Below are 21,086 nucleotides of genomic sequence, written 5' to 3'. Positions count from 1 at the left end.
GGAAGTCAAACCCACGGTGAACTCTTCGTTCAGCACGTCGATATCGTCGACAACTCCTTCTTCCTCAACGACCGAAAGCGAACGGTGGAAACCGCAGCCCTCATCGTCGTGCTCGTCATCGCGCTGGCACTCTTCTTCGACTTCACCAACGGTTTTCACGACACCGCGAATGCCATGGCGACGCCGATCGCCACCGGCGCGCTGAAGCCCAAGACCGCCGTCCTCCTCGCCGCCGTCCTGAACCTCATCGGGGCGTTCCTGTCCACCGAGGTCTCGAAGACCATCTCCGGCGGCATCATCCGGGAGGACGCGATCCTCTCCGCGGGGGCTGACCTCTTCCTCTCACTGATCTTCGCCGGCCTGATCGGCGCGATCACGTGGAACATGCTCACCTGGCTCCTCGGACTGCCCTCGAGCTCGTCCCATGCGCTCTTCGGCGGGCTCATCGGTGCGACGATCGTCGGCGCGGGCGTGGGGGGCATCGACTTCGGCATGGTGCTCTCGAAGATCGTGCTTCCGGCGCTGATCGCACCCGTCACCGCCGGCCTGATCGCTTTCGCCGCGACGAAGATCGCGTACTCGATCACCCGTCGCTACGACGGAAAGCCGGATGGCCGTGACGGGTTCCGGTGGGGGCAGATCTTCACGTCCTCCCTGGTCGCGCTCGCACACGGCACCAACGACGCGCAGAAGACCATGGGCGTCATCACTCTCGCGATGATCACGATCGGCTGGCAGTCGGGGGCGCATCACGAGCCGGAGCTCTGGGTGATCGTCGCGTGTGCCTTCACGATCGCACTCGGCACGTACCTGGGCGGTTGGCGCATCATCCGCACGCTCGGCAAGGGACTCACCGATGTGAAACCCGCGCAGGGATTCGCCGCCGAGAGCTCGACCGCGGCCACCATCCTCGCCTCCAGCGCCCTCGGCTTCGCGCTCTCCACGACGCAGGTCGCCTCGGGGTCCGTGATCGGCTCGGGACTCGGACGCCGCGGCTCCACTGTCCGCTGGCGGACCGCGGGCCGGATCGGCGTGGGCTGGATCCTCACACTGCCCGCAGCCGGCGGTGTCGGCGCGCTGGCCGCGCTCCTGGTGGTCTGGCTCGGCAACTGGGGCGTCGCGATCGACGCGGTCCTCGCACTCGCGATCATCCTCGGACTCTTCATGCGCTCGCGCCGCAACGCCGTGACACCCGCGAATGCCATGAGCGACGTCGCTGAGTCGGGACGCGCGGTCGAGCTCCCCGACACGCCACCGCCCACGCGACGCCAGCAGCGCATCGCCGAGGCGAAGGCGGAGGCGAAGGCTCGTGCGGAAGCGCGCGACAAGGCGAAGGCGCAGGCCAAGAAGGACGCGGCTGACAAGGCAAAGAAGAAGGCTCAGGCGAAGTCCGACGGCAAGGCAGCGAAGGCCGGGGCCGTGTCGAAGAGTGCGGATGCGGCGCGGAAGGAGGAGTCCGAATGAACATCGTGATCGACTGGCTCGCGTTCCTCCAGGTGTTCCTGGCGGCGCTGATCGGTGCGGCTGCGATCGTCACCTTCTACGCGCTCGGCCTCCGGCTGCTGGTGCGCAGCGGGCGTGCTCCGGTCGTGAGCCCGGCGGAGTTCACCGACGCGATCACCGTGATCACCGAGAAGGAGCTCCGTCGCGCCGAGAAGCAGGCGGCGAAGGCGGCGAAGAAGAGCCCGCTCACCGAGGGGCAGAAGACGACGGCTCTCGTCGGCGCCTATGCGTGCTTCGCGCTCTGCGCTGCGGCTGTCGTCGCCGGCATCCTCATGCTCGTCATCGGACACTGATCCGCGCGGCGCACCCTCGGATCACCGCAGCAGACCCTCCACCAGGTCGTCGATGATGTCATCGGTCGGTGACTCCGGGTCGATCGGTGTGGTCAGCCGGTCGAGCAGGAGCCCGTCGATCGCGTAGTGGAACAGCGCGATCTCGCGCCGTCCCCCCGGGAGGCCCGCCCTCGTATTGAAGGCGACGTCCTCCTCGAGCCCTGCGCGTTGCCAGGCGCCGAGCACCGCGGCCACTTCGGGGCGGCGGCTGCTCTCGAGCCGCAGTTCGAAGAGCGCGAGCGTCACTTCCCGGTCATCGGTGAGTCGGCGGACGATGTCGCGCACGTAGTCGGCGAACAGCGCGGGGCCGGGTTCGCCCGCGGAACGGCGCTCCAGCTCTTCCGGTGTGGGGGAGAGGCGCTCACCGATGCGTTCGACCAGCCCGGCCACCAGCGCATCGCGGCTGCGGAAGTAGTTCGACGTGGTGCCGGTCGGCACACCGGCCGCGACATCGACGGAACGGTGGGTCAGCCCACGGGAGCCCTCGCGAGCGAGCACGGTGAGCCCCGCATCCGCGATCGCCTGTCTTCTGCCTTCGTTCCGCGCCACCACCGCATCCTATCTGATCACTACACCTGCGGTACTGATCAGACGCCTAGGCTGAGGGCATGTCCGCAGCAATCGGTGACGCGTACACCTTCGGCCAGCACGCTCCGGCGTCGCATGTCCTGATCCACGTCAGCGACCCGCACTTCCTCGCCGGTGGCGCATCGCTGGGCGGACGGTACGACGTCGAGGCGAACTTCGCGCGCACGCTGGAGGCGATCCGTGCGGTGCACTCGCACCCGACGGCGATCGTCGTGACCGGGGATCTCGCCGATCTGGGGGAGCCGGACGCCTATCGTCGTCTGCGCGCGTCCGTCGAACCGGTTGCCGAGGAGCTCGGCGCGCCGATCGTCTGGGTGGCGGGAAACCATGATGAGCGTCCCGCCCTGCGCGCAGGACTCCTGGACCTCGAGCCGACCGAAGAGCCCGTCACCGGGGTCTGGGACCTCGGCGGGCTGCGTCTCGTCGCCCTCGACACCAGCGTCCCCGGCTGGCACCACGGCGAACTCGATGCCGGTCAACTGTCCTGGCTCGCGGATCAGCTCGCCCAGCCTGCGCCGCACGGTACGTTGCTCGCGATGCATCATCCGCCGCTCCCGAGCCATCTGCCGCTCTTCGACATCCTGGAACTGCGCCATCAGGACGAGCTCGCCGACGTCATCCGCGGCAGCGATGTCCGGGGCATCCTCGCCGGACATCTGCACTATTCGTCACACGGGATGTTCGCCGGGGTTCCGGTGAGTGTCGCGTCGGCCACCTGCTACACGATGAACGTGGCACGTCCGGCGGCCGAGGTGAACGGCATGGACGCCGCGCAGGCATTCCAGATGGTCCACGTGTATCCCGACACGATCACCCACACCGTCGTCCCGGTGACCGACGCGGTGACGGGCGACTATTTCTCGGAGGCCTGGGTGGAGCGGATGTCGAAGCTCTCACCGGAAGGGCGACTCGAGGCCTTCTCCCGCAAACCCGGGCGCTGAGCGGCGTAGACTGGGCACATCCCCCACTCTTCTCACCCGCCACGACCCACGAGGATGTGACATGGCTTCTGCCGCGCCTACCCTGACCCGCACCGAGACCGATTCGCTCGGGAGCATGGAGATTCCCGTCGACGCGTACTGGGGGATCCACACCGCCCGCGCCGACGCGAACTTCCCGATCACGAAGCGGCCGATCTCGGTGTACCCCGATCTCGTGGTCGGCCTGGCGATGGTCAAGCAGGCGAGTGCCCGCGCGAATCGTGAGATCGGGGTGCTCGACGCCGAGCGTGCCGACCTGATCGATCGTGCTGCGCAGCGTGTGATCGACGGCGAGTTCCACGAGCAGTTCACGGTGGGCGTCATCCAGGGCGGTGCCGGTACCTCGACCAACATGAACGCGAACGAGGTCATCACCAACATCGCGCTCGAACTCGCCGGCCGGGAGAAGGGCGACTACGCGTTCCTCTCGCCGATCGACCACACGAACCGCAGTCAGTCCACCAACGACGTCTACCCGACGGCCGTGAAGATCGGTCTCTCGCTGACGTTGCGGTCCCTGCTCGAGGAGCTGGATCTGCTCCGACTGTCCTTCCTGGGCAAGTCGCGGGAGTTCCACGACGTCCTGAAGGTCGGTCGCACCCAGCTGCAGGATGCCGTGCCGATGACGCTCGGACAGGAGTTCAACGGCTTCGCCACGACGCTCGGCTACGACCACACCCGCCTGACCGAGAACGCTTCGCTGATGTTCGAGATCAACATGGGGGCGACCGCGATCGGCACCGGCATCACGACACATCGGGCTTACGCCCCGGCCGTGCTGAAGCACCTGCGGGAGATCACCGGGCTCGACCTGCGCACCGCGGGAGACCTCGTCGAGGCCACCAGCGACACCGGTTCGTTCATGTCGTTCTCCTCGACGCTCAAGCGCAACGCGATGAAGCTCTCGAAGATCTGCAACGACCTGCGTCTCCTGTCGTCGGGACCGCAGGCCGGGCTGGGGGAGATCAACCTTCCCGCGATGCAGGCGGGGTCCAGCATCATGCCGGGCAAGGTGAACCCCGTGATCCCGGAGGTCGTGAACCAGGTGGCCTTCGCCGTCGCCGGTGCCGACATGACGGTCACGATGGCGGCAGAGGCCGGGCAGCTGCAGCTGAACGCCTTCGAGCCGGTGATCGCGCACTCGATCTTCCAGTCCATCACCTGGATGCGCCAGGCGATGTGGACCCTGCGTGTCAACTGCGTCGACGGCATCACCGCGAACCGCGACCGCCTCGGGGCGATGGTCGGTGCGTCGGTCGGCGTCATCACCGCGCTGACGCCGTTCATCGGTTACGCGGCCGCAGCGGCGCTCGCGAAGACCGCGCTGCTGACAAATCGGAATGTCGCCGATCTCGTCGTCGAGGCGGGCTTGATGTCGCGTGACGAGGTCGTCAAGCAGCTGTCGCCGGCACGCCTGTCGGGACTGGAGACGGTCACGGCTGCGATCCCGGTCGTCGCGCCGGAGGATCTGATCGAGATCTGAGAGCGCGGGAACACACGAGGGGACGGACGCTACGGCGTCCGTCCCCTCGTGCGTTCGATCCGTTTCAGTCCGTGATGCGGCAGTGGGTCGTGAGTTCGCCGATGCCGTCGATACCCACGGTCACGGTCGAGTGGTCGCGGAGGAAGATCTGCGGGTCGCGTGAGTACCCGGCACCTCCGGGGCTGCCCGTCGAGATGAGGGTGCCGGGCAGCAGCGTGAGGGACTGCGACAGGTGGGCGATCAGCTTCGCGACGGAGCGCACCATCTGTCCGGTGCTCGCGTCCTGCACGGTGTACCCGTCCACGACGGTCCAGATGTGGAGGTCCTGCGGATCGGTGATCTCGTCCGCGGTCACCGCGAAGGGCCCGGTCGGTGTGAACCCGTCGAAGGACTTGCATCGGGACCACTGTGCCTCGGAGAACTGGATGTTCCGCGCGGTGATGTCGTTGACCACGGTGTAACCCCAGACGTGCGTGAGGGCGTCCTGCTCGCTGACGTCTTTCGCGGGGGTGCCGATGAGGACGCCGAGCTCTGCCTCGTAGTCCACGGCCTCGCTGAGGTCACGCGGCCAGGAGGTCGTCTGATCGTGGCCGGTGAGCGAGTTCGGCCACAGGGTGAACACGGTGGGTGCGGCGTCGGTCTTCAGGCCGAGCTCGCTCGAGTGGGCGGCATAGTTCAGCCCCACAGCAAGGACGGCCGGGGGTGCGAGCACCGCGGAATCGAACGACCAGTCACCGAGCGGATGACGGACGGCGGCACCTGCGGCCAGCGCCACGCGCAGAGCCTCGAGAAGGGCATCCCCACCTTCGATGAGCTGCTGCAGCGTGGCAGGGGCGTCGGTCAGGAGATCAGAGACGAGGATGGCGTCCGAGTCCTGGACCACGGCGAGAACCGCGCGAGGGGAGTCAGGACGGCGCAGATGAGCGAACCGCATGCTCCTACGCTACCGGGTGGCGGCCGGTCCGCGGATGGAGGACACAGCCATACCGAGGCCGTCTCTCTTGTGCCCCTTAGGCTTTGGCTATGAGTTTCGGAGGACCACCCCCGCCGCAGCAACCGTCGCCCTACACGCCTCCGCCGGCCACGGGAGCGTTTCGGCAGTCGGGCTACGCGTCGGCGCTCGCCCAGCCGACGCCGTACACGCCGCCGGCCCCGGTCGCACCCTCGCCCGCGGAGTCGCTTCCGGCGCTGCCGGTACCGACGCGCAAGGGGCGGACGATCTCGCTGTGGTTGTTCGGCTTCCTGGGCTTCCTGCTCCTGGCTCTGATCGGCTACTTCGGCTGGGCGCTGGGCGCATTCGCCTCGGTGGTCGGCCTGGTCCTCGCGCTGATCCCTCTGACCATCGTGTTCCTCGGTGTGCGCATGATCGACCGCTGGGAGCCCGAACCCAAGCGACTGATCTTCTTCGCGATCGCCTGGGGAGCCGTGGCTGCTGTCGGGCTCACGCTTCTCGTCGACGTCGGCCTGACGATCCTGATCGGTCCCACCTCCGAAGCCTTCACCGCGGTGGTGCAGGCCCCGATCGTCGAGGAGTTCTGGAAGGGACTGGGCGTCTTCCTGGTCTTCCTTCTGGCCCGCCGGGCCTTCGACGGTCCGGTCGACGGCGTCGTGTACGGGGCGCTCGTGGGAGCCGGTTTCGCGTTCACCGAGAACATCCAGTACTTCGCTATCAGCCTGATCGAGGGTGGTGGCGAGCAGCTGACCGTGACGTTCGCGGTGCGCGCCATCCTCTCGCCCTTCGCGCACGCGATGTTCACCGCCGTCACCGGTTTCGCGATCGGCCTCGTGGCGCGTCGACACGGCTCGGCGGGCTCGGCGCTGGGCGCCGGACTGCTGGGAGGGCTCGGGGCCGTGCTGCTGCACGGACTGTGGAACGGCTCAGCGACGTTCGCCGACTTCTTCGGTCTCTACTTCACACTCCAGGTGCCGCTCTTCATCGGCTTCATCCTGGGGATCATCGCGCTGCGCCGCGAGGAGGCGCGCCTCACCCGGGCCCGCCTCGCCGAGTATGCGAGCGCGGGGTGGTTCACCCCGGAAGAGGTCACGATGCTCGCCACGACGAGCGGTCGCAAGGCTGGCCTCGCCTGGGCACGCGGACTCCGAGGCGACCGGAGGCCACTCATGCGCGAATTCATCAAGGACGCGACGGCACTGGCCGCTGTCCGCCAGCGTGCGATCACCGGGCGCGATCCCCTCGCGGTGGATGACGAGCGCGCCTTGCTGATCCGCACGCGCGCAGCCAGGGCGGCGTTGCTGGCGTACTGAGTCGGGCGCTGACGGACCCCGTGGCAAGACTCAGCGCCCGGTGCTGCGGCGATGCCTGCGAGTCTCCCGGGCGCTGAGTTGATCTGTAAACAGGGTGCACCGGCTCTCGCCGAGTGTCAAGAGGGTTTTGTGTCGACGCCTGGTCTCGCTGTTCGCTGTGAGCAAGTGCGATCGCGTTGACCTCGTCCACGATGCTCGGTTTGATGGAAGCATGACTGATCGCACAAAGCCAGAGTTCGACGCTCCCACCGGTCCCGCTCCTGCGGAACTCGTCATCCGCGACATCATCGAAGGAGACGGCGCGGAGGCTAAGCGCGGCGACACCGTGACTGTCCACTACGCCGGTGTCGAGTACGAGTCCGGTGAAGAGTTCGACTCCTCCTGGGGTCGTGGTGAGACCATCCAGTTCCCTCTCGCCGCACTCGTCCAGGGGTGGCAGGAAGGAATCCCCGGCATGAAGGTCGGCGGTCGTCGAGAGCTCATCGTCCCTCCGCACCTCGCCTACGGTCCGGCCGGTGGCGGACACTTCCTCTCGGGGAAGACGTTGATCTTCATCATCGATCTGATCGCGGTCTGACCCCGTCGACGTTCCTGCGAGACGCTCCTCTTCGTCTGAAGAGGAGCGTCTCGTGCTGTGTGGGCACGAGATCTTCATTCGCGGGAATACATTCGAGTGAATGTAAGTTGTCACAGGGGTCGCGTCACTGCGGCCCCTGTCCGACGCCGCAACCGCGGCCGATGTCTCCGAAGGAGAAACCATGACCAGCATCGACATTCCCGGTTACCGTCCCGGCACCTGGGTGCTCGACCCTTCGCACAGCGAGGTGACGTTCAGCGTCCGCCACATGATGATCTCCAAGGTGAGGGGCACGTTCGGCGTCAAGAACGCGACGCTGATCGCTCCCGAGAACCCGCTCGAGGCCAAGGTCGAGGCGACCGTCGACGTGACCTCCGTCGACACGAACGACGAGGGCCGCGACGCACACCTCCGTTCGGCAGACTTTTTCGACACCGAGAACTTCCCGACCATGGAGTTCGTCTCCACGGGGACCCGCGTCAAGGGTGACGATCTCGTCGTCGATGGCGACCTCACGATCCGCGGCGTCACCAAGCCGGTCAGCTTCGAACTCGACTTCGGTGGCTTCGGCACCGACCCGTACGGCAACTACAAGGCGGGTGCCTCTGCGAAGGCCGTGATCAACCGCGAGGACTTCGGCCTCACCTGGAACGCGGCACTGGAGACCGGCGGCGTGCTTGTGGGCAAGGACATCACGATCAACCTGGACCTTCAGGGCGCCCTGCAGCAGGACTGATCGCGCTGCGCGCAGCATCCAGGACCCCGGGCCCTCAGGGCTCGGGGTCTTCTGCGTCGTAGTCGAGGAAACGGCGATTCCGGCGGGAGAGCATCGCGACCAGGGCGATCACCAGGACGCCGCCCAGCAGGGGAGGGAACCAGAGCGTCGTCAGGGTCGCGAGGGTTCCGGCGTAGAGGGCGCCCACCCGTGGTCCGCCGGCGACGACGACCACGAACAGTCCCTGCAGTCGGCCACGCATGGCGTCCGGGACGGCCGCCTGCATCATCGTGTTGCGGTAGATGGAGCTGACATTGTCCGATGCCCCGGAGAGGGCGAGTGCCGCGCAGGCGGCGATGATCAGTCCGACGTTCGGTGCGTCCTCCGACGCGGAACCCGAGAGGGCTCCGATAAGCAGCACCAGACCGAACAGCAGGATCGAAGCCCCGTATGCCTCGACCGCCCGCGCGATCCCGCGGCCGTGCCAGCGATATTGGACGACGCGTCCGGAGAAGAGGCTCGAGGCGAAGGTGCCGACGGCGACGGCCGCGGTCAGGATTCCGGTGGTGATGGCACCTCCACCGAGGAGGACCGTGCCCAACGCCGGGAAGAGCACGAGGGGCTGACCGAAGGTCATGGCGATGATGTCGATGATGTACTGCATCCGGATGTTGCCGGCCCTGCGGAGGAATCGCCACCCGTCGACGAGGGATGCCAAGCCTGGTCGCACGACATCCCCTTCCGGGCGCAGCACCGGGAGGGTCCACAGCCCGAGGAACATCGAGAGCATGAGCACGACGTCGATCGTGTAGGTCCAGCCGTAGCCGGTGAGCGCCACCAGGAGCCCGGCGAGTGCGGGGCCCGCCATCACGGTGAGCCCGAACGCGACGCCGTTCAATGCGGATGCCGCGGCGAGCTGCGTGCGGGGGATGAGTCGAGGGACGATGGCTGTGCGGGTGGCCATCCCGACGGAGTTCGCCGCCGAGTTGATCATGCTCAACGCATAGAGCCACCAGATGGTCTCACTGCCCGTCCAGGTGAGGGCGGCGAGGAGTGCGGTCGAGACGAACGTGATCGTGGCCGCGATCAGCGCCACCCGCCGCCGGTCGAATGCGTCCGCGAGCATCCCGCCGTACAGTCCGGCGAGGATCATCGGCACGAGTCCGGCGACCGCGATCATCGACACCGCGAAGGTGCTCCCGGTCAGTACGAACACGTGCAGCATCACCGTGACGATCGTCAGTTGCCCGCCGATACCGGCCAGGGTCGAACCGATCCACATCCGCGCGAAGGCGGGACTGGTCTTCAGTGGGGTGAGGTCGATCAGATGACCGCGGCGCGCGCTCACCGGTGGAACTTCTTCTGCACCGTTCGAGCCTAGTTGCACCGGGGTGGGCGGTATTCGCCCGTGTCACACGGGGGAGCGCTCGGCTGGTAGACTCTTCAGGTTGCCGTTCGATCGGCCGCGGATAAAGAGAGCCCACGTATCAGGCGTCGGGCGCCGCGCAACAAGCAGAGAGGGGATCGAATCTATGGCACTGGAAGCAGACGTCAAGAAGGCGATCATCGAAGAGTACGCGACGCACCCCGGTGACACCGGATCCCCCGAGGTGCAGGCGGCGATGCTGACGCAGCGCATCAAGGACCTCACCGAGCACCTGAAGGAGCACAAGCACGACCACCACTCGCGTCGTGGCCTCTTCCTGCTCGTGGGTCAGCGCCGTCGTCTGCTCGGCTACCTCCAGAGCGTCGACATCGAGCGCTACCGCTCGCTGATCGCGCGCCTGGGTCTTCGCCGATAAGGCAGATTCCGCCAGCGTTCAATCGCGCAGAACATTCTTGAGAAGGCCGCCCCACGGTGTGGGGCGGCCTTCGTCATGTGTGGCGGGTCACGCAGTCGCGGAGGCACGCGACAGGTGGGCGCTCCCGCTCAGACCCGCGCGCCGACGAGGTCGGCATGGTGGATCGCTGCGACGTCCGGGTGGGCGCGCAGGCGTGACTTCAGCGCGTTCTCGCCGTAGAGGGCGTGAATCGGGTTGTCCGGGTCGTTCGTCACCCCGTTCGCCTCCGCCGCGAGTTCCGCAGGGAGCTCGATCAACGGCAGTCGCTTGTCGAGCGCGGGGTTGAAGAAGAACGGGATCGAGATGCGGTCGTCCGGTGCCTGCGGCGAGACGACACGATGGTTCGTCGCCTTGAGGTATCCGCCGGTCGCATACTCGAGCAGCTCCCCGATGTTCACGACGAAGGCCCCGGACACCGGGGGAGCATCCACCCAGACGCCGTCGCGTTCGACCTGCAGTCCCCCCTTGCCGGGTTCGACCCACAGCAGCGTGAGCACACCGGAGTCCTTGTGCGCCCCGACACCCTGCTGCGGCTCCGGCTCATGGGTGCCCGGGTAGCGCACGATCTTGATGAGGGTCGACGGCTCCCCGAAGTGCTCGTCGAAGTACGTCTCGTCGGCACCGAGCGCCAGCGCCCAGGCGCGCAACAGCGTGCGCGAGACCTCCGAGAGGGCTTCGTGCCACTCAGCCACGACCTCCTCCAACTCCGGCTGTGCAGCCGGCCAGAGGTTCGGCCCGATCAGGCGGTTGAACGCGGGGCCGTCGTCCAGAGGCTCGCGCTCGGGCCCGATGTCGATCTGCTCACGCCAATCGACCTCGCCCCGGGTGCGCTCGCCGCCGATGCGGGTGTAGCCACGGAAGTGCGGACTGTTCACGTTCTCGATCGCGAGCTTGTCCTCCTCGGGGAGGGCGAAGAAGTCGCGCGCAGCGCGGTGCAGACGTGATTCCAGCTCCGGGGAGATGCCCGTGCCGGTGAGATAGAAGAAGCCGACGTCGTGCGTCGCCGTCCGGAGGCTCTCACAGAAGCGTGCCGCGGCCTCGGGGCCTTGATCGAGCTGGGACAGGTCGAGGATCGGGAGCGAGAGTTCAGCCATGGACCGAGGGTACGTCGGCCGTCCAGGAGTGAGGGCGACTGTTGCGTCGCGTTACCGCGCACGTTCGTCCAGCCCGACGCATCCTGTTCCGATATCGCGTCGAGGGGATGCTAGAGTCCTGGAGGTAAGGGATGCCTTACCTCAGTCATCGCAAGAGAGTTCTCCCGTGCTCGCCACATTTCTCATCGGCCTCCGTGAAGGTCTGGAAGCCGCGCTGGTCGTCGGCATCCTCGTCGCCTATCTCCGTCGCCTCGGCCGCCAGGATGCGCTCCCGAAGATGTGGGCCGGAGTGGGACTCGCGATCGCCCTCGCCCTCGGCATCGGCGCCGTGCTCACTTTCGGTGCCTACGAGCTCACGTTCGAGGCGCAGGAGCTGATCGGCGGCGGGCTCTCGCTCCTGGCCGTGGGCATGGTCACGTGGATGATCTTCTGGATGCAGCGCGCCGGACGCACGATGAAGGCGACGCTGGAGGGTGGTCTCGATCGTGCGCTCACCACCGGCGGGCTCTGGGCGCTGGTCGCGATCGGTTTCGTCTCCGTCGCTCGTGAAGGTATCGAGACGACTCTCCTGCTGTGGTCGATGGTGCAGGCCTTCGGCGACGCTCCCTCCGCTCTGCTCGGTGCGCTGCTCGGCCTCGCCGCCGCCGTCATCGTCGGCTGGCTCATCTCCCGCGGAGCCGTGAAGCTCGACCTGCGCCGCTTCTTCGCGTGGACCGGTGGTTTCCTGGTCATCGTCGCGGCCGGCGTGCTCGCTTACGCGCTGATGGATCTGCAGGAGGCGGGTGCCCTCCCCGGGCCGTTCACCGCCGCTGCACCGCTCGACCCCGTGACGGGCGCGGTCGCCGTCGGCGGAGCGGGGTTCCCGTTCGGCTGGGCCTTCGACGTGTCGGCCGTCATCGCGCCGAGTGGTCCGCTGGCCGCGGTGCTGCAGGCCACGGTCGGCTTCATGCCCGCGATGACGTGGGTCCAGGTCATCGCGTGGACCCTCTACATCCTCGTCGTCGGATCACTGTACGTGCGGGGCCTGCGGTCTCCGCGTCCGGTGCGGTCACACGACGCGCCGCAGCCCGAGTCCGGGCCGCCACCCACTTCTCTCACACAACAAGGAGCAGCATGACCACCTCTCACCGTGTCCTAGGGACCCTGGCGGCCGCGGGTGCCGCAGCGCTCGTCCTGAGCGGGTGCGTCGCGAAGAGCGACGTCGCCGCGGATGCCGCGTTCGCCGTATCCTCGACCGCTACCGACTGCGCTGTGTCGGCGGCCACGGCCAAGAGCGGGACGCTCACCTTCGACGTCAAGAACGACACCGATCAGGTCTCCGAGTTCTACCTCCTGGCCGAAGATGGTCTCCGCATCGTCGGCGAGGTCGAGAACATCGCCCCCGCGGCATCCCGCACCCTCACGGTCGTGGCACAGCCGGGAGAGTACTTCACTCTCTGCAAGCCGGGCATGATCGGTGACGGAGTCGGCAAGGCGGCCTTCACCGTCACGGGCGATCGGGTGGCCGTCGAAGGACCCGACGCCGAGCAGAAGCAGCAGGCGGTCGACCTCTACGCTGCGTTCGTGAAGGACCAGGTCGGCCAGCTCGTCCCGGCCGTCGAGGACTTCGTCTCCGCGTACGAATCCGGCGATGACGCCACTGCACGGGAGCTCTTCCCGCAGACCCGCGCGTTCTACGAGCGCATCGAACCGGTCGCCGAGGCGCTGGGCGACCTCGACCCGCGCATCGATTACCGTGAGGTCGACGCCGTCGCCGAGGGGCTGGACTGGACAGGCTTCCACCGCATCGAGAAGGACTTGTGGGTGCCGGCGCAGGACGCCCTGAATGCCGACGGCGAGACGTCGGCCTGGCAGGACTGGGCGCCGTCGACGCCCCAGGAGCGTGCCGACTACGGTGACCTGCTTCTCGCCGACGTCCAGGAGCTGTACGAGTACGTGCACTCGGACGACTTCACGACGGCTCTCGACGACCAGGGCATCGGCGGGATCTCCAACGGCGCCATCGCGTTGCTCGACGAGGTCGCGACGGGAAAGATCTCCGGCGAGGAGGACTGGTGGTCCGGGACCGACCTCTACGATTTCGCGGCGAACGTGGAGGGGTCCAAGATGGCTTTCTCGCTCGTGAAGGACTTCGCCGTCGCGCAGGGCGAGGACGGGGAGGCGCTCGTCGACGAGATCGAAGCGGGTTACGCGTCCCTCGACGATTCGCTCGCCGCACACGGTTCGCTGATGGACGGGTTCGTCGGATACTCCGAGCTGACGGAAGCCGACAAGCGGGAGTTCACCGATCTGATCAACGCCCTCGCCGAGCCGCTCTCGCAGCTCACCAGCACGGTTCTCGACTGACAGTCGCGTGCCGAACCGACCGGATACCATCACGGACGTGAACGAACCTGAAGAGGGCGCCGCGCCCGACGAGGCGGCGACGCGCGATGCATCCGCCTCCGGTGGATTGAGCCGACGAGGGCTCCTCGGTCTGGCGATCGGCGGAAGTGTGGCGGGGCTCGCCGTCGGAGCGGGCGCCGGGCTCGCCGGAGGTGTGGCGCTGGGTCGCGCGCGAGCGGCGGAGGACGCGCACTCGGCGTACGGCTTCTTCGGCGAGCATCAGGCCGGCATCACCACCCCGGTGCAGGATCACCTCCACTTCGCGAGCTTCGACATGATGCCGCGCACGGACCGGGAGGACCTGATCTCGCTGCTGCAGGATTGGTCGTATGCGGCCTCGCGGATGGCGCAGGGCCTCGAGGTCAGCGCGACGGGTGCCGTCGGAGGGTCGGCCGAAGCGCCTCCGGACGACACAGGTGAGGCCCTGGGCCTTCCTGCCTCGGGGCTCACCCTCACCTTCGGTTTCGGTCCGGGACTGTTCGAGAACGAGGAAGGCGACCGCTACGGGATCGCTGCGCAGCGGCCGGCGGGGCTGGAGCGCTTGCCGGCGTTCCTCGGGGACGACCTCGACCCGCAGGCATCCCACGGAGACCTGTGCATCCAGGCGTGTGCGGATGATCCGCAGGTGGCGGTGCACGCGATCCGCAACCTCAGCCGCATCGCGTTCGGACGCGCGCGCTTGCGCTGGTCGCAGCTGGGGTTCGGCAAGACGTCGCGCACCACGACGGCGCAGGCGACGCCGCGCAACCTGTTCGGTTTCAAAGACGGTACGGCGAACATCCTCGCCGATGATGCCGCCGCGCTCAGGGATCATGTCTGGGTCTCGACCCAGGATGAGCCCGCGTGGCTCGCCGGCGGTTCGTACCTCGTCGCCCGCAAGATCGCGATGCTGATCGAGACCTGGGACCGGGTGCGCCTGTCCGAGCAGGATGCGATCATCGGGCGGGACAAGGGGGAGGGGGCGCCTCTCTCCGGGGGCGACGAGTTCACCGCGCCCGACTTCCGGAGCACCGCGATCGATGAGAACAGTCACGTGAGCCTCGCGCATCCCGAGCACAACGACGGCATCCGGATCCTTCGTCGTGGATACAACTACGTCGACGGCAACAACGATCTCGGACGACTCGACGCCGGGCTGTTCTTCCTCTCCTACCAGCGCGATCCGGCGCAGTTCGTCTCCCTGCAGCGGCGACTCTCGACCGATCGGATGAACGAGTACATCCGGCACGTCGGTTCAGGGATCTGGGCGGTTCCTGCCGGGGTGAAGCCGGGGTCGTACGTCGGAGCCGATCTCTTCGCCTGACCTCAGGGCGTCGGCAGGGCGTCCTCGAGGATCGCGACCACCGAGGCCGCCATCGCGTCGGCACCGGCATGGTCGTTCGCGCTGATCGTCACGACCGCGTCGTCGAGGAAGATCAGGAGCTGACCGTAGGCTCCGTGCAGCCGCCACGCACTGCCTGGGCCGCCCCATCCCGCGAGCCCATAGCTGTCGTATCCGGGGTTCTCGCCGGCGACGACGGCATCCTCATGCATCGCGTCGATCCACTCCGGCGACACCAGCCGTCTGCCTCGCCACTTCCCGCGGTCTCGAATCAGCAGCCCGATGCGCGCCATCTCGTTCGTACGGAGAGGGAGACCGCCGCCGGCTTCGATGCGTCCGTTCGGGCAGCGTGCCCAGGCGACGTCGGTGATGCCGAGCGGAGCGAAGAGCCGCGCATCCAGATACTCGCCCACGTCGCCCACTCGCGCCGCGAGAGCCGTCATCGCGGTGTAGGTGCTCGCGTTGGAGTACTGGAAGACGCGCCCGCGTGATGGGCGTCGGAGGAACTCGCGCGCCAGGTCGGGCCAATCCGTCATCAGGGTCTCCGACCAGGGGAGATCGATCCCGCTCGACATCGTCAGGAGATGGCGCAGCGTCACCTCTTCGACCCCGTCACCGTGCGCGAAGTCGGGAAGAGAGAAGACCACCGGTTCGTCGACGTCGACCAGCCCCTCGTCGGCGGCGAGGGCAGTGCCCAGGACGCAGACGCCCTTCGCGACGGAGTGCACGTCTTCCCGGACGTCGGCGGTCCACCGGTGCTCGGCCTCGGCGTCGCCGATGCGCACGTGCAGTCCGTGTGCGCCGAAGCCGGAGAGCGTGGCTGCCTCCACGATGCTGTCGCGCACGGTGTGCGCCACGCTCATGGCCGTCACGAGGTCGGACCCGGACGCCGCGAGCCGGTGGGATCGTTGCGACGCCCTTCCCGTCGGGTGAGTTCGGGGTCGGCGAAGAGCCACCCCGGGCGCGGTTCAATCAGCGGGCGGAAGACCCAGCGCACCGGCCGGGTCGCGAGCAGAAGTGCGACGAGCACCGAGAGTGCGGTGACCAGAGGCAGCCAGAGCCAGGTGGGTTCGAGGTCTCGGAGGACGCCTGTCTCGCGGAACGGATAAAGCACGAAGGAGTGCAGCAGGTAGACGTACATCGTGTACTGACCGAAGGACGTCCACCAATACGAACCGCGGGGGATCAGGAGGAAGAACGCCGCGCACAGCACGACGGCCAGCAGCATCAGGACGATCCGGATCCCGCCCGCCCACCACTGGTCGCCGCCCAGATCGGAGTAGGCGTCCTCATAGAACAGCCAGTGTCGAAGGTCGATGGCCTGCCAGAGGGGCAGCCAGTTCCAGGCCGCCCAGCCCGTTGCGGCGAGGACGGCGACCGCGGCGGCGCGGATCCACCACGGGCGGAAGTCGAGCAACCGCAGTCGGTCGACGATGTCATGCTCGCGGAGCCACCAGCCGAGCGCGAAGAACGGGAGGAGTCCGAGCGTGCGGGACAGGGAGAAGGTGCTGTCGACGTTCGGGAGATAGCCCGAGCCGATCGAGATCAGGACGGTCCACAGCAACGGCCAGCGCAGCAGCGCGAGATAGGGGAGGACCAGACGGAAGATGCCGAGGGCGAGGAGGAACCAGAGCGTCCAGCTCGGCTTCGTGAAGTTGGGCGATGCCTCGCCTTCCACGGCCCACTTGGTGAGGGTCCAGAGCGTCTCGAAGATCACGTAGGGGAGGATGATGTCCGTGATCACCCGGGCCATCTGCGTCTTGGTGGGGGAGCCGGACTTGGAGAAGTACCCGGAGATGATCGCGAACGCCGGCATGTGGAACGCGTACAGCGCGAGGTAGAGGGCGAACGCGATGTCGGAGTCGTAGGTGAGGCGTTGTATCGCGTGTCCGAGGACGACGAGCACGATGCACAAGTACCGCGCGTTGTCCCAGAACGGCACGCGCCGTCTTCGTCGCGGGATCGAACCTGTGGTGGGCCCTGTGAGGTCGGCGCCGGTACTGCTCATCGTCCGAGATTACAGCCCGGGAATAAAGTTGCTGTGAGCGCGTTGACACAGTTACATTCAAATGAATAGAACGGGATGCGAGTCATCCGGTTCGGAGAGCACGGAGCAATCATGAGCGAGCAGTCAGGCGCGCAGGCGATGCAGTTCGGCATCATGTCGGTCAGCGACATCACCCGCGACCCCCTCACAGGCATCACCCCCAGCGAGCAGGAGCGCATCAAGGCGACGACGGCCATCGCCGTCCACGCGGAAGAGGTCGGACTCGACGTCTTCGCCATCGGCGAGCACCACAACCCGCCGTTCTGGTCCTCCAGCCCCACGACCTTCCTGGCGGCACTGGCCGCGCAGACCGAGCGCCTCATCGTCTCCACGTCGACGACGCTCATCACCACGAACGACCCCGTGCGCATCGCCGAGGAGTACGCGATGCTCCAGCACGTGTCCGACGGCCGCATGGACCTTATGCTCGGCCGCGGCAACACCGGACCGGTGTATCCCTGGTTCGGGCAGGACATCCGTCAGGGACTCCCGCTCGCGATCGAGAACTACGCGCTCCTGCACAAGCTGTGGCGTGAGGACGTGGTCGACTGGGAGGGGAAGTTCCGCACTCCGCTGCAGGGCTTCACCTCGACGCCTCGTCCGCTCGATGGCATACCGCCGTTCGTCTGGCACGGGTCCATCCGCACCCCGGAGATCGCCGAGCAGGCCGCCTACTACGGTGATGGCTTCTTCGCGAACAACATCTTCTGGCCGAAGGAGCACTACCAGCGCTTGATCGAGTTGTACCGGCAGCGGTTCGAGCACTACGGCCACGGCACCAGGGAGCAAGCGATCGTGGGTCTGGGCGGACAGGTGTTCATGGCCGCGAACTCGCAGGATGCGGTCAACCGGTTCCGTCCGTACTTCGACAACGCGCCGGTCTACGGCCACGGTCCGAGCATGGAGGACTTCACCGAGATGACCCCGCTGACCGTCGGCTCGCCGCAGCAGGTCATCGACCGCTATGCCGGCATGCGCGAGCACTACGGCGACTACCAGCGACAGCTGTTCCTGATCGATCACGCTGGGCTGCCGCTGAAGACAGTGCTGGAGCAGCTCGACATCCTCGGCTCCGAGGTCGTGCCCGTGCTCCGCAAGGAACTCGCGAACGACCGTCCTGCTGCGGTGCCCGACGCGCCGACCCACGCGGCACGCGTCAAGGCCGAGTTCGGGGACGGGCCGACCCGTCAGGCCCGTCCCGGCGCCAACCGCGGCGACAACCTGACCGGCGACTCGCCGTATCAGGACTCTCCTGCCCCCGCCGGCGCGGCATTCGGGCTCGGCCGGACGGAGGCGTGAGATGACCATGCGTCGTATCGCCGTCGTCTCCGCCGGCCTGTCGAACCCGTCCTCCACGCGGATGCTCGCCGACCGGCTCGCGACCGAGACCGTCAACGCGCTCGCCGAGCAGGACATCCAGGCGAGTGTCGACGTCATCGAGCTTCGTGACTACGCACACGACATCACCAACAACATGCTCACCGGCTTCGCACCGCCTGCGCTCGAGACCGCGATCAACACCGTGGTCTCGGCCGACGCTCTCATCGCGGTGACCCCGATCTTCTCGACGAGCTACTCGGGGCTCTTCAAGTCGTTCATCGATGTGCTCGACCCGGACTCCCTCCGGGGCAAGCCCGTGCTGATCGGTGCGAACGCCGGCACCGCGCGACACTCTCTGGCGATCGATTACGCCATCCGGCCGCTCTTCGCCTACCTCCACGCCGATGCCGTCTCGACCGGGGTGTTCGCCGCGTCGAGCGACTGGGGTGGTTCCGGCGACGATCTGGCTCCGCTCGGCAAGCGTGTGGAGCGGGGAGCCAGAGAGCTCGCAGAGGCGATCATCCGTCGGGAGGAGACGACGGTCGAAGACCCGTACGACCCCGCCACGTACCTGGGCGAGGGGCGCTCGTTCGGGCACATGCTGGGCGGGCTGGCAGGCGAGTGAGCCGGAGCGCGACTCGACCCTGACGGGTGACGGTCAGGCGGGTCCGGTCCGCCGCTTCCAGTCGTACTCGGTCTCCGGGCGTCCGCGCGTCCCGTAGCGCGCCGCCCGCGTGAGCACGCCCTCCGCCACGAGGTGCTCGAGGTACCGACGCGCGGCGACCCGGGACATCCCGAGCCGTTCGGCGGCCTCCCGTGCCGACAGCGGGCCGGAGGTCCGCAACACGGCGCTGATCTTCTCGAGCGACGCGACGGACAGGCCCTTCGGCACGGAGACCGTGCCCGTGGCACGGCCGAGGAGGGCGTCGATCTCCGCCTGGGTCGCTTCGCCTGCGGTCGTCGTGGCCTGCTCCCGATGGGCGCGGTAGCCGTCCATCCGCTCCTGGAAAACGGCGAACGGGAACGGCTTGATCAGGTAGTGGTAGACGCCGAGGGCCGCCATCTGACGGACGGTCTCGGCGTCGCGCACCCCGGTGATCGCGATGACGTCGGTGGCTTCCGCCCGAGCACGCAGCGTCCGCAGCACATCGATCCCCGACCCGTCCGGCATGGTGATGTCGAGCAGGACGAGGTCGAAGGCAGCGGCGCCGGGCCGATCGAGAACCGCGTTCAAGGCTGCGCGGGCGCTGCTGCACTCACCGGCGACGATGAACCCGTCGAGGCGGGCCAGGTAGTCGCGGTGGAGTTCGAGCGTGAGGGCATCGTCGTCGACGAGCAGCGTGCGGATCATGGGCGTGACCTCCGCGGCCCGGTCGCTGCGGGCAGGACGACGCGGAACGTCGTCGGTCCGTCACTGATCGAGACCGTGCCGCCTGCTCCAGTGACCACGGACCGCACGAGTGCCAAGCCGACGCCGCGTCCCTGGGCGTCCGCGGGCTTGGTCGAGTAGCCCTGTTCGAAGATCCGGTCCTGCTGGGCTCGCGGGATACCCGGGCCGCTGTCGGAGACCTCGAGCACCACCTCACCTTCCTCCCCGGAGCGCAGGGACACCCGCACCCAGCGATCCCCGGACTCTGCGGCCGCATCCATCGCGTTGTCCACGAGGTTGCCGAGCACGGAGACGGCGTCGACCGGCGAGAGCGGGGTACGCGGAGTCTCCGGCTCGATGTGCACGCGCCAGTCGATGCCACGCTCTTTGGCCTGCGATGCTTTCCCGAGGAGCAGCGCACCGACGGCCGGGTCACCGTGACGCCGCGCCGTGACCTGATCGACGAGAGATTGACTCTGGCGAGACGTCTCGGTCAGGATCTCGATGGCTTCGGCGCTGCGACCCAGCTCGAGCAAGGCGACGGCGGCATGCATCCGGTTCCCGTGTTCATGGGTCTGGGCGCGGAGGGCATCGCCGAGCGTACGGATCGACTCGTACGAAGAGACCGCATCGCGCAACTGCCCCGGCGGAAGGTCTCCCGTGATGCGCCGCGCCGCCCGCCGCGCGATCACGGCCCCGGCCGCGCCGAGTGCGATCAGCCCGGCGGTGATGCCGAGGGTGAGGGGTAGTCGGCGGATCAGGGTGTCGCTGATGGTCTCGGTCGTGACGCCGGCCGAGACCCACCCGACCACCTCTCCGACTGCGGCGGTCACGGGCACGATCGTCCGCACGGACGGTCCGAGCGTGCCGGTGAAGACCTCTGTGAGGCTGCGGGCAGCGGTGGGGATCGTTCCGAGGTACCGTTTGCCGATCTGGGCCGGATCGGGGTGCGTGATCCGGATGCCGTCGGGCGTCATGATCGTGATGAAGTCGAGGTCCGCGCGCGCGATCACGTCCAGCGTGTAGGGCTCGAGCACCTCGCTGGCTGCCTCGGCGTCCGTGCCGGCGAGCCCGGCCACGACCACCGGCGAGACCGCCAGAGCCTCCGCGGTGGCAGCCGTGACCCGCTCCGCCTCGGTCCGGAGCGCCCGTTGGGTCTCCACGACGAGGAAACCGGCCACCAGCACGCCGATCACGACGGTCGCGCCGAGCAGCACGAAGAACACGCGAGAGGCGGTGCTGCGCCCGGGGGAGGTGCGCGTCATC

General features: G+C 67.7%; 21 protein-coding genes. 13 read left to right on the top strand and 8 right to left on the bottom strand.

Going from position 1 to position 21,086, the window contains the following annotated elements; genetic code table 11:
• The first annotated feature begins 84 nt into the window (after window positions 1-84).
• Window positions 85-1,464: an inorganic phosphate transporter gene (locus LVJ59_RS03640; protein WP_232762028.1), complete on the top strand. Its 1,380-nt coding sequence runs from the start codon at window positions 85-87 to the stop codon at window positions 1,462-1,464.
• Window positions 1,461-1,796 (top strand): hypothetical protein, encoded by a 336-nt coding sequence (locus LVJ59_RS03635; protein ID WP_047519352.1) that lies wholly within the window; start codon window positions 1,461-1,463, stop codon window positions 1,794-1,796. Before LVJ59_RS03640 ends, LVJ59_RS03635 begins: the two co-directional genes overlap by 4 nt.
• A 21-nt stretch (window positions 1,797-1,817) precedes the next feature.
• Here the strand turns inward: LVJ59_RS03635 and LVJ59_RS18035 are convergent, their stop codons facing one another.
• Window positions 1,818-2,384: a TetR/AcrR family transcriptional regulator gene (locus LVJ59_RS18035; RefSeq protein WP_232762027.1), complete on the bottom strand. Its 567-nt coding sequence runs from the start codon at window positions 2,382-2,384 to the stop codon at window positions 1,818-1,820.
• Between the two features lie 59 nt (window positions 2,385-2,443).
• Here LVJ59_RS18035 and LVJ59_RS03625 point away from each other — a divergent pair, with 59 nt between their 5' ends.
• Together LVJ59_RS03625 and LVJ59_RS03620 are read left to right on the top strand one after the other, a co-directional pair.
• Entirely contained in the window at window positions 2,444-3,364 is a 921-nt protein-coding gene (locus tag LVJ59_RS03625; RefSeq protein WP_232762026.1) for a phosphodiesterase, read from the top strand.
• Window positions 3,365-3,425: 61 nt separating this feature from the next.
• Window positions 3,426-4,886 carry an aspartate ammonia-lyase gene (locus LVJ59_RS03620; RefSeq protein ID WP_232762025.1) on the top strand — a complete coding sequence of 487 codons (1,461 nt, stop codon included), beginning with the start codon at window positions 3,426-3,428 and terminating at the stop codon, window positions 4,884-4,886.
• Window positions 4,887-4,950: 64 nt separating this feature from the next.
• Here the strand turns inward: LVJ59_RS03620 and LVJ59_RS03615 are convergent, their stop codons facing one another.
• Window positions 4,951-5,820: a fumarylacetoacetate hydrolase family protein gene (locus LVJ59_RS03615; protein WP_232762024.1), complete on the bottom strand. Its 870-nt coding sequence runs from the start codon at window positions 5,818-5,820 to the stop codon at window positions 4,951-4,953.
• An 89-nt stretch (window positions 5,821-5,909) separates the two neighbouring features.
• Here LVJ59_RS03615 and LVJ59_RS03610 point away from each other — a divergent pair, with 89 nt between their 5' ends.
• The 3 genes from LVJ59_RS03610 (at window position 5,910) to LVJ59_RS03600 (ending at window position 8,464) form a co-directional block, all read left to right on the top strand.
• A complete protein-coding gene (locus LVJ59_RS03610; RefSeq protein ID WP_232762023.1) occupies window positions 5,910-7,151 on the top strand; it encodes a PrsW family intramembrane metalloprotease in 1,242 nt (413 codons plus the stop codon).
• A gap of 211 nt (window positions 7,152-7,362) precedes the next feature.
• Complete coding sequence (locus tag LVJ59_RS03605) at window positions 7,363-7,728, top strand: FKBP-type peptidyl-prolyl cis-trans isomerase (RefSeq protein ID WP_047519341.1); 366 nt, start codon at window positions 7,363-7,365, stop codon at window positions 7,726-7,728.
• Between the two features lie 181 nt (window positions 7,729-7,909).
• A complete protein-coding gene (locus LVJ59_RS03600; protein WP_232762022.1) occupies window positions 7,910-8,464 on the top strand; it encodes a YceI family protein in 555 nt (184 codons plus the stop codon).
• Between the two features lie 34 nt (window positions 8,465-8,498).
• On the opposite strand, the gene LVJ59_RS03595 is transcribed toward LVJ59_RS03600, so the two are convergent.
• Window positions 8,499-9,791 carry an MFS transporter gene (locus tag LVJ59_RS03595; protein WP_134353567.1) on the bottom strand — a complete coding sequence of 431 codons (1,293 nt, stop codon included), beginning with the start codon at window positions 9,789-9,791 and terminating at the stop codon, window positions 8,499-8,501.
• 184 nt (window positions 9,792-9,975) lie between these two features.
• Here LVJ59_RS03595 and rpsO point away from each other — a divergent pair, with 184 nt between their 5' ends.
• The gene (rpsO, locus tag LVJ59_RS03590) at window positions 9,976-10,245 is read left to right on the top strand and encodes a 30S ribosomal protein S15 (RefSeq protein WP_017203073.1); all 270 of its coding nucleotides are present in this window, start codon (window positions 9,976-9,978) and stop codon (window positions 10,243-10,245) included.
• Between the two features lie 128 nt (window positions 10,246-10,373).
• On the opposite strand, the gene LVJ59_RS03585 is transcribed toward rpsO, so the two are convergent.
• The gene (locus LVJ59_RS03585; RefSeq protein ID WP_232762021.1) at window positions 10,374-11,378 is read right to left on the bottom strand and encodes an isopenicillin N synthase family oxygenase; all 1,005 of its coding nucleotides are present in this window, start codon (window positions 11,376-11,378) and stop codon (window positions 10,374-10,376) included.
• Window positions 11,379-11,544: 166 nt separating this feature from the next.
• Here LVJ59_RS03585 and efeU point away from each other — a divergent pair, with 166 nt between their 5' ends.
• The 3 genes from efeU to efeB are packed head-to-tail and all read left to right on the top strand — an operon-like array spanning window position 11,545 to window position 15,066.
• Complete coding sequence (gene efeU, locus LVJ59_RS03580; protein WP_232762020.1) at window positions 11,545-12,495, top strand: iron uptake transporter permease EfeU; 951 nt, start codon at window positions 11,545-11,547, stop codon at window positions 12,493-12,495.
• A complete protein-coding gene (gene efeO / locus LVJ59_RS03575) occupies window positions 12,492-13,724 on the top strand; it encodes an iron uptake system protein EfeO (RefSeq protein WP_232762019.1) in 1,233 nt (410 codons plus the stop codon). Before efeU ends, efeO begins: the two co-directional genes overlap by 4 nt.
• A 37-nt stretch (window positions 13,725-13,761) precedes the next feature.
• Window positions 13,762-15,066: an iron uptake transporter deferrochelatase/peroxidase subunit gene (gene efeB / locus LVJ59_RS03570; RefSeq protein ID WP_374199025.1), complete on the top strand. Its 1,305-nt coding sequence runs from the start codon at window positions 13,762-13,764 to the stop codon at window positions 15,064-15,066.
• A gap of 2 nt (window positions 15,067-15,068) precedes the next feature.
• Here the strand turns inward: efeB and LVJ59_RS03565 are convergent, their stop codons facing one another.
• Window positions 15,069-15,947, bottom strand: a complete 879-nt coding sequence (locus LVJ59_RS03565; RefSeq protein WP_232762018.1) for a serine hydrolase — start codon at window positions 15,945-15,947, stop codon at window positions 15,069-15,071.
• Window positions 15,948-15,952: 5 nt separating this feature from the next.
• Window positions 15,953-17,092, bottom strand: coding sequence for an acyltransferase family protein (locus tag LVJ59_RS03560; protein ID WP_232762017.1), 1,140 nt, complete (start codon window positions 17,090-17,092; stop codon window positions 15,953-15,955).
• A 111-nt stretch (window positions 17,093-17,203) separates the two neighbouring features.
• On the opposite strand from LVJ59_RS03560, the gene LVJ59_RS03555 reads away from it, so the two are divergent.
• Together LVJ59_RS03555 and LVJ59_RS03550 are read left to right on the top strand one after the other, a co-directional pair.
• A complete protein-coding gene (locus tag LVJ59_RS03555) occupies window positions 17,204-18,430 on the top strand; it encodes an LLM class flavin-dependent oxidoreductase (RefSeq protein WP_232762016.1) in 1,227 nt (408 codons plus the stop codon).
• Window position 18,431: 1 nt separating this feature from the next.
• Window positions 18,432-19,076 (top strand): FMN reductase, encoded by a 645-nt coding sequence (locus tag LVJ59_RS03550; RefSeq protein WP_232762015.1) that lies wholly within the window; start codon window positions 18,432-18,434, stop codon window positions 19,074-19,076.
• A 33-nt stretch (window positions 19,077-19,109) separates the two neighbouring features.
• Here the strand turns inward: LVJ59_RS03550 and LVJ59_RS03545 are convergent, their stop codons facing one another.
• Window positions 19,110-19,802, bottom strand: coding sequence for a response regulator (locus LVJ59_RS03545; RefSeq protein WP_232762014.1), 693 nt, complete (start codon window positions 19,800-19,802; stop codon window positions 19,110-19,112).
• Window positions 19,799-21,085, bottom strand: coding sequence for an ATP-binding protein (locus LVJ59_RS03540; protein ID WP_232762013.1), 1,287 nt, complete (start codon window positions 21,083-21,085; stop codon window positions 19,799-19,801). The genes LVJ59_RS03545 and LVJ59_RS03540 overlap by 4 nt, the downstream gene beginning before the upstream one ends.
• Between the last annotated feature and the right edge of the window lies 1 nt (window position 21,086).

The organism is Microbacterium sp. KKR3/1 (assembly GCF_021272365.1).
Classification (GTDB): domain Bacteria; phylum Actinomycetota; class Actinomycetes; order Actinomycetales; family Microbacteriaceae; genus Microbacterium; species Microbacterium aurugineum.
Note: the sequence above shows the minus strand (reverse complement) of the source record. Positions and strands in the feature narration are given on the sequence as shown.